The following is a 13449-nucleotide window of genomic DNA, read 5'->3' as shown; positions in this document are numbered from 1 at the left end:
AAACATTATTCTGAATTATCAATGATTTTACAAGTATTTTGTCAATGATAGTGAGAGAAAAGTTATTTTGTATTATCTTTGCACATATATTTATAAAATAATAATACTATGACAAAGAAGGGAGAAATCTTCGTTAAAGATGTAGCAATTAAGACTATGACAAAAGATGGTATTGATTACATCTGTATAACAGACATTGCTCGACAGAAGAATGCTGCTGAGCCTAAAGACGTTGTTAAGAATTGGATGCGCCAAAAGAATACGCTGGAGTATTTGGGTTTATGGGAGAAACTAAACAATCCTAACTTCAAAGGGGTCGAATTCGACCCCCTTTTGACAGAAGCAGGTAGTAACTCTTTTACTATGAGCCCAACCAGATGGGTGGAGTTGACTGCAGCAATAGGTATCTTCACTAAGAATGGAGCTGGTGGTGGTACTTTTGCTCAGCGTGATATAGCTTTCAAGTTTGCTAATTGGGTTTCTGTTGAGTTTGAACTTTATCTTGTCATGGAGTTTCAACGTCTGAAAGCTAAAGAACAAGAGTTGATAGGATGGACTGCAAAAAGAGAATTATCTAAGATAAACTATCGCATACATACGGATGCTATAAAGAGTCGTCTCATCCCTGAGAAAATTACCTCTACGCAGGCAAACATCATTTATGCAGAGGAGGCAGACGTGCTGAATGTTGCCATGTTTGGAATGACAGCCAGACAATGGCGAGAGTCTAATCCAGATTTGAAAGGTAATATTCGTGACTATGCTTCTGTAAATGAATTGATTTGTTTGTCGAACATGGAGAATATCAATGCAGTACTTATCAATGACGATATACCTCAAGGGGAAAGACTTGTCAGACTTAATCAGATAGCTATTCATCAAATGCAAATCCTTGAGAGGAATAGTAATAGAAATCTTTTACGGTGATTTCTTTTCGTCAATAAAAAAAATGAAAACAATACATATTCTCTCGTTCACAAAGAAGATAGATATAATAGTTTCTGGGGCTGTGGTAATTATCAGAAAGTCGCTATATGTTGAGACGATAAAAGGCTGAATCCTAAGCGTTCTTCTGTTACCCTGTCTTTTATTTCCTCTGTCTTCTTTCCGCAAGTACCTTGTTCACTTGTCACCTTGTAAACTTGTCCACTTCTTAACTTGTGTCTTAATTTGCCAATATGAATTATTTTCGTTATCTTTGCCTACAAAACAAACGAAAGAATTAATGGCAACAGTAGACGACAAGAAGATTATCTTCTCAATGGTGGGTGTATCGAAGATTATCCCACAGAACCAGAAACAGATTCTGAAGAACATTTACCTCTCGTTCTTCTATGGTGCAAAGATAGGTATTATTGGTCTCAACGGCGCAGGTAAGTCTACGCTGATGAAGATTATCGCTGGTCTTGTGGAACCAACACAGGGTGAAGTGGTATGGAGTCCGGGCTACTCTGTGGGTTATCTGCCACAGGATCCACCGCTCGATGAGGCTAAGACCGTGAAGGAGAATGTCATGGAGGGTGTGCAGCATATCTATGATGCACTGAAGGAATATGACGATATTAACGTAAAGTTCGGCTTGGAGGAGTATTACTCTGATGCTGACAAGATGGATAAGCTGATGCAGCGTCAGGCAGAATTGCAGGATATCATCGATGCAACAGATGCTTGGAACATTGATTCACGCTTGGAGCGTGCGATGGATGCACTGCGTTGTCCTAAGGGCGATTTGCCTGTGACCAACCTCTCTGGAGGTGAGCGTCGTCGTGTTGCACTCTGCCGCCTGCTTCTTCAGAAGCCAGACGTATTGTTGCTCGATGAGCCTACCAACCACCTTGATGCCGAGAGTATCGACTGGTTGGAGCAGCACCTGCAGCAGTATGAGGGTACTGTCATCGCTGTTACCCACGACCGTTACTTCCTTGACGATGTGAGCGAGTGGATTCTTGAGCTCGACCGTGGCGAGGGCATTCCTTGGAAGGGTAACTACTCTTCATGGCTCGACCAGAAGACAAAGCGCATGGAGCAGGAAGAGAAGTCGGCTTCTAAGCGTCGCAAAACTTTGGAGCGTGAGTTGGAGTGGGTACGTATGGCACCGAAGGCTCGTCAGGCTAAGGGTAAGGCTCGTCTGAACTCTTACGAGCAGATGCTCAACGAGGAGCAGAAGCAGCGTGAGGAGAAACTCGAAATCTTTATTCCTAACGGTCCACGTCTTGGCAATAAGGTTATCGAAGCACAGCACGTGCAGAAGGCTTTTGGCGAGAAGGTTCTTTTCAACGACCTCAACTTCATGTTGCCTCCTAACGGCATTGTAGGTGTTATCGGTCCTAATGGTGCAGGTAAGACAACGCTCTTCCGCCTTATCATGGGCTTGGAGCAGGCTGATGGCGGTACGTTTGAGGTAGGTGAGACCGTTAAGCTCGCTTACGTTGACCAGCAGCACAAGGATATCGACCCTAACAAGACGGTATATGACGTAGTTTCACAGGGCAACGAGACTATCCGCATGGGTGGACGTGACATCAATTCACGTGCTTATCTCTCACGTTTCAACTTCTCTGGTACCGATCAGAGCAAGCTCTGTTCTGTACTCTCAGGTGGTGAACGTAACCGTCTTCAGTTGGCTATGGCATTGAAGCAGGAAGGCAATGTCCTCCTCCTCGATGGGCCTACCAATGACATCGACGTGAACACACTCCGTGCATTGGAGGAAGGTCTTGAGGCATTCGCTGGTTGTGCGGTTGTCATCAGCCACGACCGTTGGTTCCTCGACCGTATCTGTACCCACATCCTCGCCTTTGAGGGTAACGGTGAAGTTGTCTACTTTGAAGGTGGCTTCTCTGATTACGAAATCAACAAGGCACGCCGATTGGGCAATGAGGAGATTAAGAAAGGTAGATATAGAAAGTTGATGGAGGAGTAAAGCCCAAAACAACAAAACTAACCAGGCAGACAACCAAGCAGCCCCTCCCCCGTAGGGAGGGGAGTAAAATGCAAGATACCCCTATCGCTTCTCTGAAGCAATGGTCTTTGGTTGAAAGGGAGTGATTACCGATGAAGGATAGAGCGTGGGGTATATGAAAAAGCCTCTCACAAGTTCTAATGCTTGTGGGAGGCTTTTGTGTTTCGTCAAATGCGTAGACGATTGTCGAATAAGGGTAAAGTTTTATGGAAAATCATCTTGTTGTAATGGTTCGAAACCCGCTGGTAAGGATTTGAAAAATCATTACATATTTACAACCAAAACTCCTATGAACAAGACGAAAAACACGTATAAAAGCTGAGTTTGTAATCGATAGAATATCAGATGGTTATAAGACTGTGCAAGAAAAGGTGCTTAATTGGACTTCAAAAGGGCGTTAGTAAGACCTCAAAAGGGCATCTTTTGCAAGTCAATTGGGCGTCTTTTCAAAGTCAAAAGACCATGTATTAGCTTTGACCCATTGAAAAAGATTTACAAGTTTCCTCGGGAATTAATCTCTCACAGAAAGCAGAGTCACGGAGCATTAACAGAATGTCAAAGCCACAGAGAGAACTAAAGACCTGCGGAGCACACAGAGCTTTGCTGACGAGAGAACAAGTTTACGAGTTAACGAGTATACAAATGGACAAGGTGCTTGTAATAGAGCAAACAACTCGTTCACTCGTCTACTTGTCAACTTCACATAGGGGGGTATCTCGCTACCCCCCCTACAGGAGAGGACAGAGGGGAGGGATTGTTGCTTTTGTCGCATTTCACTCCCCTCTCCACTCGGAGAGGGGTTGGGGGTGAGGCTGGGAGGGGCTGGTTGTTACCAGTTTATTTCCTACGCTTCCATTCCATATACCCTGCTCCTACAATCGCCAAGAGCAAGATAATCATAGCAATGTAAGCAATGGTCTCAGTAGTTGAGATACTTGTTGGGTGGAAGTCGAGTACAACCGTGTGCTTACCCGGCTTCACACTCACAGCACGGAGGATGTAGTTCACACGTCCAAGCTCTGCAGGCTGACCATCAACGGTTGCTGTCCAACCCGGATAGTAGACCTCAGAGAAGACTACCACACCACCATTCTTTGAGTTGACGGTATATTGCAGATTGTTAGGCTCATACTTGTCGAGCTTCACAGTTGCAGTAGAGTCGTTCATCTTTGCCTGACCCAAAGCAGCTTCAAACTTCTTATCAGCTACTGCCTCATGGCAAACATCAATCTTACCCACCTGCGCATACTCTGCATTGGCATCGTTGACATAGGTGAGCTTATTGACAAACCAGCCGTTGCCCTGCGCATAGGGATTCTGTATCGGCGCAGTTGCACCACCCTGCAGAGGAAGGATAAAGTACTTCGTGTTCAGCATGTTCAGCACCGGGAAGGTCTTGACACCATCCACCGCCTGCATGTCACCGCCTGCAGCAGCAATCGCCTGCATCGTCTTCTGCATCTCTGGAGCGATGTAAGCATCAATCATCTCCTGATAACGACGGAGCTTCGCAGGGTGATAACCACCGATACTCTTATGGAAGTAAGAAGTCTCGTTCTCGTTGAATGTGTTTGAAGCGAAGTTCAGTACACGATAGTCGAGGCTCTTGTCCTTGTTAATCTCAAGATCGGCTGCTGTGGGCTGCTGTGGCATATCACGCTCACTCTTTGGTACGAACATCTCGTCATTGAGGTAACGCTTATCAACCTGCCACATGTCAACGAGGCAGAGAACCAACAGACCAGCTATCATATAGTCGGCACGCAACTTCTTCATCTTGTAAGCGAAGAGCAGAGCGAAGCCGATGAGAATGACGATAACCGAACGCCAGGCATCAGAGCTGACCATTGCAGCACGCATAGCGGAGATGTTAGCAAGGATTGCTCCTGCCGTATTACCGTCCATTCCCTGGATACTGTTAATCATCTGACGCTCCTGGTCGCTGAAGAACGGACCCATCATGTCAGGGAACACAGCTACCAAGACTGCTACACCGGCTGTCAAGCCGAGGCTGATATAGGCATATTTCATCTTCTTACCAAGCAGTTCCGGCTCGTCAACAAGACGCTTCAGCGTCAATGCTGCCAAGAGAGGAATGGTGAACTCAGCGATAACAAGGATGCTTGCCACCGTTCGGAACTTCGCATACATCGGTATGTAATCGAGGAAGAAGTTGGTGAATCCCATGAAATTATGCCCCCACGAAAGGAGAACGGACAGTATTGTGGCTGCCAACAATGCCCACTTCGTTGTACCCTTCACCAAGAAGAGTCCTAAAATGAAGAGGAAGAGGACGAATGCACCCACGTAAACAGGACCGCTCGTTCCCGGCTGTGAGCCGAAATACTGTGGAAAAGCGTCGTAGAGCTGTGGAATCATTGACTGTATCTGCGGGTCAACCTTCAACATAGCCGTCTCGTTCTTGCTCAATGGAACACTTGCTCCACCCTTTGCATCAGGCACAAGTAAGGTCATTGTCTCATGAATACCATAACTCCACTGGGTGATATAGTCGCGATCAAGTCCTGAACTTGTCTGGTTGGCTCCATCCGCCTTCAGCAACTCGCTCTTGCCACGCATGCTCTCTTTCTGATACTGCCATGTGTGGTAAAGGCTTGAAAGATTGATGGCAACGCCAATCAATGCCGCAACAGCCAATACGCCCGTAGCCTTGAGGAAGCCTGCAAGTTGCTTCTCACGAACGGCTTGCACGAGATAAGCGATAACCATAAAGAGAATGATAAACAGATAATAATAAGTCATCTGCACGTGATTTGCTTTCACTTCAAAGGCTGTGAAGATAGCCGTCACAATGAATCCGGATAGATAACGCCCTCGATAAGCCAAGACAATACCGGCAATCATCGGTGGAAGATAAGCCAAGGCCATTACCTTCCAGAGGTGACCGGCAGCAATGATGATTAGGAAGTAGGACGAGAACGCCCACATAATACTACCCAAGGCTGCCAACGACTGGTGGAAATCGAAGGCTCTCAACAGAATATAGAAACCTAAGAGATAGACAAAAAGGAACCATACATTCTCAGGCAACCAAAGGTGATAAGCATTCATCACCTGCGAAAGTCCGTCTGTCGACTGATACGATGGCGACATCTGATAGGTAGGCATACCACCGAAGATGGCGTTCGTCCAGCGTGTTGCCTCTCCTGTACGGTTCTGAAACTCTGTCATTTCCTGTGCCGAACCGACACCTGCTGAGGCATCGTGGCGATAGAGAATCTTACCCTGAGTAACCGGTACGAAGAAGTAAGCGAACGAGATGACCGCAAACAACACGACTACCACTACATCGGGTAGAAATCTTTTCCAAGTTTTCATTCTTATTTATTTTTGCTTTTGTCTGACTTATGTATAATCTCTGCAAAGTTACAAAAAACTAAGAACTTACAATATCCAACTTGTAACTTTTTCGTACCTTTGCAGTATGAAAATAGGAATCATCGTTGCAATGGACAAAGAGTTCGAGCAACTTAAAGCAATTCTTTCCAATACCGAGACGGAGCATTTCAACCACAAAGACTTCGTTACGGGCAGATTGGGAGAGAAGGAAATCATCCTGCAGCAGTGCGGTATCGGTAAGGTTAACTCTGCCATCGGTGCGGTGGAGATGATCAATCATTACCACCCCGACCTTGTTATCTCAAGTGGTTGTGCTGGTGGGGCTGACACTTCGTTGGAGGTTACCGACGTAGTGGTGGCATCAGAATGTGCGTACCACGATGCCTACTGTGGCGACGAAGTGGCTTTCGGTCAGATTATCGGCATGCCCTCCCGCTTCAAAGCTCCTGCTGACCTGATTGAAAAGGCATTGTCGCTGAACAACTTATCTGATTGTAAGGACCTGCACGTCAAGGCGGGACTGACTGTCAGTGGCGAATGGTTTGTCAACTCACGTGAGAAAATGCAACAGATAATGGACCACTTCCCAGAAGCAACAGCCGTTGACATGGAAAGTTGTTCCATCGCACAGGTCTGTCACATCTACCAGACACCTTTCGTTTCCTTCCGAGTTATCAGCGACGTTCCGCTCAAAGACAACAAAGCCAGCCAGTACTACGACTTCTGGGAACGCATTGCCAATGGTAGTTTTGAGGTGACGAAGCATTTTGTAGAAAGCATCTAAAATCATAATTAGTGGGTTAAGAGTAAAAAACAAGACTTATGAATAAAATCCCTTCCTTTACCATTGACCACGAGCGACTGCTGCGTGGCATTTATGTAAGCCGTAAGGACGAAGTGGGCAGCGAGACTGTTACCACCTTCGATATCCGTATGAAAGAACCGAACCGTGAGCCAGTGTTGCACGTGGGTGCCATCCACGCCATCGAACACTTGGCTGCAACCTTCCTCCGCAACGATGAAGAGTGGAAAGACCGTGTTATCTATTGGGGTCCGATGGGTTGCCTGACAGGCAATTACCTCATTCTTCGTGGTGACCTTGAATCGAAAGACATCGTCGACCTCATGCGCCGTACCTTCCAGTTCGTTGCCGACTTCGAGGGCGAAATCCCAGGTGCAGCACCACGTGACTGTGGTAACTACCTGCTCCACGACCTGTCTATGGCAAAGTGGGAATCACGTAAGTACCTCACTGAAGTACTGAATAACATCACTGAAGCCAATCTCGTCTACCCGAGTTTGTAGCCAATAAATTGACGAGGTGTAAGTTAACAAGTTATCGAAAACCATTCATTACAATATGACTTTACATAGAGCTATTTGCCATTCAACACTAACTTGATTATTATTGTTGTCTGGCAAATATGTTTCCATCACCTCTGCTTACACTTCAACTTACCCTCGTTTACCTTATGCCCCTTCTACCACAAGCCCTTGAAACCGTGCAAGGAATCCACCTAACAGAATCCTTTGACTTAATCCCATCTTAACCAGACTTGCAAAAAGCGTTCAGCAAGACCAGGATAAGTATCAAATAACAATAGAAAAATATTTACAACAAAGGCTTCCTACACTACTTAAAAACAGGCATAAAACAGCTTTTTCAGGCAAGCCGACAACTAACAGATAATCAATTGATTACAAACCAGTGTAAGAATAGGTGCTTAATTAGACTTCAAAAGGGCATCTATTAGAGGGCAAAAGGGCATCTATTGGACGTCAAGTAAGGCTTAATTGGAATGCAATTAAGCATCTATACGTTTCCGGAAACTGAAAAAACATTACATAGTGGTGGGTGGCAGATGATAAATGGTAGGTGTTGAGGGACTGCATTGAGAGACAGTGATGAGGGAGGGTAATAATGGACAAAAAAATATTGGTACACATAATGTTTCGTCAGGCAGTAAACGTTTTTTCATAACAGTTACTATTTGAATACAAGTAGATAGCTTGTCAATATACGAATCATCTGACAATTACAAGCAACTTGTAAACTTACCAGCCATCCCCCGTCAACTTCAGCACTTGTTAACCTACAAACTTGTTTACTTGTCAACCTGCAAACTTGTCTATTCTCCAAAAATTCTCCGCACGTTTTCATTGGTCTGGCGGGCAAACTCAGCCTCATCAACACCGTAACTGGCAGCAAGGGTGCGCATTACTTCTACGATGAAAGCACTTTCATTGCGCTTGCCACGATAGGGAACAGGAGCCATATAAGGGCTATCGGTCTCAAGGACAATACGATCAAGGGGCACTACTGCAGGCAAGTCCTCGCGCAGATGACTGCTTTTAAAGGTTGACACGCCACCGATGCCAAGAACAAAACGATCAAAGCGGAGGAACTCCTCTGCTTCTTTCTGATTGCCCGTAAAGCAATGAAAGACACCACCAGGCAGTTCCTTCTCATACGGTCGCATGATATGCAGCAGCTCATTCTGCGCCTTACGGCAGTGAATCATCAGCGGAAGATGCGTCTCAACGCTCCATTTCACAGCTTCCTCAAAAGCTGCAAGCTGCTGCCGCTCGTATTCACGTGTCCAATAGAAATCCAGTCCAACCTCACCGATTGCAACGACTGTTTCACCCGGCTTTGCAGTTCCCTCTGCCTTCTGACGGAGTGAAAGCAGGATACGTTCGTGCATTGCGTCCAGAACTTCCCGCCAATCATCCCGTACCTCCTCAGGCTGTAATCCAATCATCGGATAGCAGGTATCGGGATACTGTCGGCAAACAGCTAATACAGTATCCACAGACTTGAGGTCAATGGCAGGCAGGAATATCTTTCCTACACCTACCTCACGGGCACGACTAATCACCTCTGGCAGGTCGTCAGCAAAGTCTTCTACATCTAAGTGTGCGTGAGTGTCTATTATCATTGGGTGATGGATGATGGCTGTTGGGTGTTGATGAATAGTATTTCTAAGCAATCAATGCAGCTATTATACTTTATCCTAACCTTATCCTATTTGTCTCCCTCCCCCTTTGGGGAGGGTCGGGGTGGGGCTCCTCCTACCTCTTCCTATGCAACATCTTCTGTGCATAAGCCAGCAGTTCCGCCTTTCGCACATCGGGCAGGTTCACCGCAGCAAGATATTTGTTTGCCTCATCAAAATAATAGTTGATGCGCTCCATAGCCATCTTATCAACCCCTATACTATTATAGAGTTTCGTAACGGCAGCCACTTTCTCCTCATGATTGAAGTTCTCACAGCCTATCCATTTCTCCAGTTCCTTGCGCTGACGGGCATTCGCTTTGTTGAAAGCATTGATGAGCATATAGGTCTTCTTGTTGCAGATAATGTCGCCACCCACCTTCTTACCGAATACTTTTGGGTCGCCATAGACATCAAGATAATCGTCCTGCAGCTGGAAAGCCAGACCAATCTGCTCGCCGAACTTATAAAGATTCTCCACATCTTCAGCAGGTGCATCAGCAAGGATAGCACCAATCTTCATCGCACAAGCCAGCAATACACTGGTTTTCAGACGAATCATCTCGATGTATTCTTCCTCCTTCACATCGTTACGGTTCTCAAACTCCATGTCGTACTGCTGACCCTCACCAATCTCAAGAGCCGTCACCGTGAAGAGGCGGAGCACCTCACGAAGGTGTCTGCTGTCGCACTGTTCCATCCGCTCAAAAGCCAGAACAAGCATAGAGTCGCCCGACAGGATGGCCGTGTTAGCATCCCAACGCACATGAACCGTCTGCTGACCACGACGCAGTGGCGCATCATCCATCAGGTCATCGTGCAAGAGTGTATAGTTATGATAGGTCTCAAGGGCGCAAGCCGGTGAGAGAATCGCCTCGGGATCGTCCTTAAAAAGGTTATAGGAAAGGAGCATCAGCGTAGGACGGATGCGCTTTCCTCCCAGTGAAAGAACGTATTTAATGGGTTCATACAAGCTCTGCGGCTTACGATCGTAAGTGAGATTGTCAATATACTCGTTTACTTTACTCAGAATTTCATCAGCAGTGTACATACAGGATTGAAGTTGAAAGTTATTAATCTAATATCTATTTAATCGTTTTCTGACAGGTCAGAAGTCTCATGAAAGCTGGAAGACAAACGGAATTTCTATCAGCGAACGGCAAGGTTTATTCTTCTCAATGCCCGGCTTCCATTTACCCATTGTCTTGAGAACACGCAGTGCTTCGTCGTTGAGAACAGGCACTTTACCGCTCTTGATTTTGACATCATCCACCGTTCCATCGGCATTGATGATGAAAGTAATATTCACCGTTCCCTGTAATTTGTTCTCCTTTGCAGCTGCAGGGTATTGTAATGTCTTCGTAAGCCACTTCATAAACTCCACCCATCCACCCGGTGGTGTTGGTGTTTCGGAGAGTATTCGCTTGCTAACCTTGTCGTCATAGCGTTCCACAACCTTGTCAGAAAGGTCATCGGTCATCTTCTCCATCTCCTTCTTTGCTTCTTCCTTCACCTTCGGAGGTTCAGGTGTTGTGGTCACCATCGGCATGATAATAGGCTCGTCATTCACCTGCGGAGCACCCGTTTTCTCGTCATTCGAGTTCATACTTCCCACATCATGAGGCGTAACCTTGTTGGGAATATCACGGCGTTTGAGATTGAGCAGGTCCTCCATGGTAGGCTTCGTGTCCTCTTGTTTCTTGGCAAGATCCTGCTGGTCGATGGCGGGAAGCATATCCATATCGTGGAGTGTGACATTCTTGATGGCTTTGGAATCAGCCGAATCATCGGCATCGCCCGTGGCATTATATTCCATGGCAACAAAGAAGATAGACAGCGCAACGATGATTCCCAAAAGGAAACCAATCCACCGTTTATTCTCTAAATCTGCTCTATTTGACTTCTTTATTTCCAAGATAAGATATACTAAACGCCCTTTTCTGCCGTTATACAAACCATAATGGGCACAAAAAGCCACATTACAAGTTGTAACGACAAAAGTAATAAGATATTCGGAAAAAGATGTAACTTTGCCGAGAAATTAATTTAGATTAAATGAAAAAAATCGTTTTCACCCTCCTGTTAACCCTTTTTGCGACCGTAATACGGGCACAGGAGAGTCAAACTGAATACAACTTCCTACGTCTTCCGGTAAGCGCACACGCTGCTGCTTTGGGCGGAGAGAATATCACCATCATTGAGGACGACCCTTCGCTGATGTTCTCCAATCCTGCCCTTGCTTCCTCGGTGAGCGATAAAACAGTGGGACTCAGTTATATGAATTATATGCGTGGAGCCCACTATATGGGCGCATCCTACACTAAGGCACTGGGCGAGAAAGCCACTCTTGCCGGCGGTGTACAGTATATGAACTACGGAAAGATGAAGGAAGTGGATGCCAACAACGTACAGACCGGTACCTTCAACGCCAGTGACATTGCCATTGAAGGCATCTTTGCCTACGAGTTGGCACGTAACCTGATGGGTGGTATCACGGCAAAGTTCATCACTTCCTACATTGGCAATTACAACTCAATGGCGGTGGGTGTTGACCTCGGACTCAACTGGTATGAGCCTGAAAGACAGTGGTCGGTATCGCTGGTTGCCAAGAATCTCGGTGGACAAATCAAGGCATACGAGGAGGACTATGGCAAGATGCCCATCGACGTGCAGGTGGGTGTAAGCAAAACCTTCGCTGCTCTCCCTGTCAGGGTATCGGCAACCCTCGTCGACCTCACCCATTACGACTACCGTTTCATCAATCATCTCAACCTCGGAGCCGACATCCTTCTGTCTGAAAGTATATGGATCGGCGGTGGCTACAACTTCCGAAAGGCAGACGAGATGACCATCGGAAAATCTGATGAAGCCAGTGCACACGGTGCCGGCTTCAGTGTAGGTGCGGGCATCAACCTCGAACAATTCAAGCTGAACCTCGCTTATGGAAAGTATCATGCTGCCAGCAGTTCAATATTAGTGAACCTGGCTTACTCGTTTTAAATACAATACACAATGAAGAAAATAACTATCGCCATCGATGGCTTCTCCTCATGCGGAAAGAGCACAATGGCAAAAGACCTTGCCAAGGAGATTGGCTACATCTATGTTGATACGGGTGCCATGTACCGTTCCGTAACGCTCTATGCGCTGCGCCATAACCTCTTCAATGCTGACGGTACGATTCGTGAGCAGGAGCTGCAGGCACAGATGAAGGATATTGACATCAGCTTCCGCCTCAACAAGGAGACTGGTCGTCCCGACACTTATCTCAATGGCGAGAACGTGGAGAGCGACATCCGTACCATGGAAGTTTCATCACACGTGAGCCCTATCGCCACACTTGCCTTTGTCCGTAAAGCTCTCGTTGAGCAGCAACAGCGTATGGGAGCTGAGAAAGGAATCGTCATGGACGGGCGCGACATCGGTACGGTGGTATTCCCGGATGCGGAACTGAAAATCTTTGTAACAGCATCGGCAGAAGTACGTGCCCAGCGTCGTTATGACGAACTGAAGGCAAAGGGCATGGAAGCCGACTACAGCGAGATTCTCAAGAATGTGCAGGAACGAGATTATATTGACTCGCATCGTGAAACATCTCCGCTCCGCAAGGCAGAAGATGCCCTCGAACTTGACAACAGCCATCTGACGATTGCCGAGCAGAAGCAGTGGCTTTATGAACAGTATCACAAGTTGACGAGTTAACGAGTAGACAAGTGGACAAGGTGCTTGTAAAGGTTGGACAAAGTGACGAACGTACTGGGATTCAGGCTGACGAGTTAACAAGATATTTGCAAAAGCATACAAATTAAGAACAGACAGCGGTAATCATAATTTTAAATCATGGATTATGAGCTTTGCAAAAGGGCGTTGGTTGCAGTGCAATCAACGCCCTTTTGTAATGTGAGCAAGCACATTTCTTGCGCCACAGTATACCCCCCCAGACAATCAACACATTATAAACCTGTAGGAAAAAGGATTGCTTTCATATCCTAACGTATACAGAGAATAAGCCCTGACTTACCATCTCCTACCGATGTGCTGCTGCCCATCACACGTGGTGCTATTGGTAAACACCAATGGTGTTGAGTACTGATTTAAAGGTTAGGACACATCTCATTATGAGACAAATGT

The 13449-nt window shown here is 46.2% G+C and carries 10 protein-coding genes; 6 read left to right on the top strand and 4 right to left on the bottom strand.

Annotated features, from left to right (window positions below):
* Positions 1 to 108 precede the first annotated feature (108 nt).
* Together ADJ77_RS07765 and ettA are read left to right on the top strand one after the other, a co-directional pair.
* Positions 109 to 927, top strand: coding sequence for a KilA-N domain-containing protein (locus ADJ77_RS07765; RefSeq protein WP_025077395.1), 819 nt, complete (start codon positions 109 to 111; stop codon positions 925 to 927).
* 298 nt (positions 928 to 1225) lie between these two features.
* Positions 1226 to 2923, top strand: a complete 1698-nt coding sequence (ettA, locus tag ADJ77_RS07760; protein WP_050696247.1) for an energy-dependent translational throttle protein EttA — start codon at positions 1226 to 1228, stop codon at positions 2921 to 2923.
* An 876-nt stretch (positions 2924 to 3799) separates the two neighbouring features.
* Here ettA and ADJ77_RS07755 read toward each other — a convergent pair.
* Positions 3800 to 6301: a YfhO family protein gene (locus ADJ77_RS07755; RefSeq protein WP_025077394.1), complete on the bottom strand. Its 2502-nt coding sequence runs from the start codon at positions 6299 to 6301 to the stop codon at positions 3800 to 3802.
* Between the two features lie 106 nt (positions 6302 to 6407).
* Between ADJ77_RS07755 and ADJ77_RS07750 the strand changes: the two genes are divergently transcribed.
* Both ADJ77_RS07750 and ADJ77_RS07745 read left to right on the top strand, forming a co-directional pair.
* Positions 6408 to 7106, top strand: coding sequence for a 5'-methylthioadenosine/adenosylhomocysteine nucleosidase (locus ADJ77_RS07750; protein WP_025077393.1), 699 nt, complete (start codon positions 6408 to 6410; stop codon positions 7104 to 7106).
* Between the two features lie 38 nt (positions 7107 to 7144).
* Entirely contained in the window at positions 7145 to 7627 is a 483-nt protein-coding gene (locus ADJ77_RS07745; RefSeq protein WP_025077392.1) for an S-ribosylhomocysteine lyase, read from the top strand.
* An 824-nt stretch (positions 7628 to 8451) separates the two neighbouring features.
* Here ADJ77_RS07745 and ADJ77_RS07740 read toward each other — a convergent pair.
* The 3 genes from ADJ77_RS07740 to ADJ77_RS07730 all read right to left on the bottom strand — a co-directional run bounded on the left by ADJ77_RS07740 (position 8452) and on the right by ADJ77_RS07730 (position 11233).
* Positions 8452 to 9261 (bottom strand): TatD family hydrolase, encoded by an 810-nt coding sequence (locus ADJ77_RS07740; protein ID WP_025077391.1) that lies wholly within the window; start codon positions 9259 to 9261, stop codon positions 8452 to 8454.
* 133 nt (positions 9262 to 9394) lie between these two features.
* On the bottom strand, positions 9395 to 10369 hold the full coding sequence (locus tag ADJ77_RS07735) for a polyprenyl synthetase family protein (protein ID WP_025077390.1): 975 nt from the start codon (positions 10367 to 10369) through the stop codon (positions 9395 to 9397).
* 66 nt (positions 10370 to 10435) lie between these two features.
* Positions 10436 to 11233: an energy transducer TonB gene (locus tag ADJ77_RS07730; protein WP_025077389.1), complete on the bottom strand. Its 798-nt coding sequence runs from the start codon at positions 11231 to 11233 to the stop codon at positions 10436 to 10438.
* A gap of 140 nt (positions 11234 to 11373) precedes the next feature.
* Here ADJ77_RS07730 and porQ point away from each other — a divergent pair, with 140 nt between their 5' ends.
* Both porQ and cmk read left to right on the top strand, forming a co-directional pair.
* A complete protein-coding gene (porQ, locus tag ADJ77_RS07725; protein ID WP_025077388.1) occupies positions 11374 to 12318 on the top strand; it encodes a type IX secretion system protein PorQ in 945 nt (314 codons plus the stop codon).
* A gap of 12 nt (positions 12319 to 12330) precedes the next feature.
* The gene (gene cmk, locus ADJ77_RS07720; RefSeq protein ID WP_025077387.1) at positions 12331 to 13020 is read left to right on the top strand and encodes a (d)CMP kinase; all 690 of its coding nucleotides are present in this window, start codon (positions 12331 to 12333) and stop codon (positions 13018 to 13020) included.
* Positions 13021 to 13449: the final 429 nt, after the last annotated feature.

The organism is Prevotella fusca JCM 17724 (assembly GCF_001262015.1).
Taxonomy (GTDB): domain Bacteria; phylum Bacteroidota; class Bacteroidia; order Bacteroidales; family Bacteroidaceae; genus Prevotella; species Prevotella fusca.
Note: the sequence above shows the minus strand (reverse complement) of the source record. Positions and strands in the feature narration are given on the sequence as shown.

Excerpts from the sequence above, each read along its gene's own strand:
- cmk (WP_025077387.1), top strand. The coding sequence starts at position 12,331 with ATGAAGAAAATAACTATCGCCATCGATGGCTTCTCCTCATGCGGAAAG.
- ADJ77_RS07755 (WP_025077394.1), bottom strand. The coding sequence starts at position 6,301 with ATGAAAACTTGGAAAAGATTTCTACCCGATGTAGTGGTAGTCGTGTTG.
- ettA (WP_050696247.1), top strand. The coding sequence starts at position 1,226 with ATGGCAACAGTAGACGACAAGAAGATTATCTTCTCAATGGTGGGTGTA.
- ADJ77_RS07740 (WP_025077391.1), bottom strand. The coding sequence starts at position 9,261 with ATGATAATAGACACTCACGCACACTTAGATGTAGAAGACTTTGCTGAC.
- ADJ77_RS07765 (WP_025077395.1), top strand. The coding sequence starts at position 109 with ATGACAAAGAAGGGAGAAATCTTCGTTAAAGATGTAGCAATTAAGACT.
- porQ (WP_025077388.1), top strand. The coding sequence starts at position 11,374 with ATGAAAAAAATCGTTTTCACCCTCCTGTTAACCCTTTTTGCGACCGTA.
- ADJ77_RS07745 (WP_025077392.1), top strand. The coding sequence starts at position 7,145 with ATGAATAAAATCCCTTCCTTTACCATTGACCACGAGCGACTGCTGCGT.
- ADJ77_RS07750 (WP_025077393.1), top strand. The coding sequence starts at position 6,408 with ATGAAAATAGGAATCATCGTTGCAATGGACAAAGAGTTCGAGCAACTT.
- ADJ77_RS07735 (WP_025077390.1), bottom strand. The coding sequence starts at position 10,369 with ATGTACACTGCTGATGAAATTCTGAGTAAAGTAAACGAGTATATTGAC.